The organism is Chryseosolibacter histidinae, assembly GCF_018598225.1.
Classification (GTDB): Bacteria; Bacteroidota; Bacteroidia; order Cytophagales; family Cyclobacteriaceae; genus Chryseosolibacter; species Chryseosolibacter histidini.
Genome location: NZ_JAHESF010000119.1, coordinates 1 through 234 on the forward strand (window position 1 = coordinate 1; position 234 = coordinate 234).

The following is a 234-nucleotide window of genomic DNA, read 5'->3' on the forward strand; positions in this document are numbered from 1 at the left end:
GTATCAGTAAACTCTACATAAGTCTCATCAATCATTAAAAATGAGTCTGTATTTTTTAAAATTTCTCTCACTTCTACTTTAGTAAATGCAAATCCAGTTGGATTACTAGGATTACAGATTACTACCAAATCATAATCTTTAGCATTGATAGTTTTTATAAGATTTTCTAAATTTATATGAAAATTATCTTCTTCTTTTGCAAAGTATTTTTCTATAGAACAATTAATTTTAGAT

1 protein-coding gene is annotated in these 234 nt (G+C 23.9%); it reads right to left on the minus strand.

All coding sequences use genetic code 11. From position 1 onward, the window contains the following. Nucleotides 1–234, minus strand: a 234-nt coding sequence (locus KK083_RS32880; protein WP_254170310.1) for an aminotransferase class I/II-fold pyridoxal phosphate-dependent enzyme, incomplete at both ends; no start/stop codon positions are given.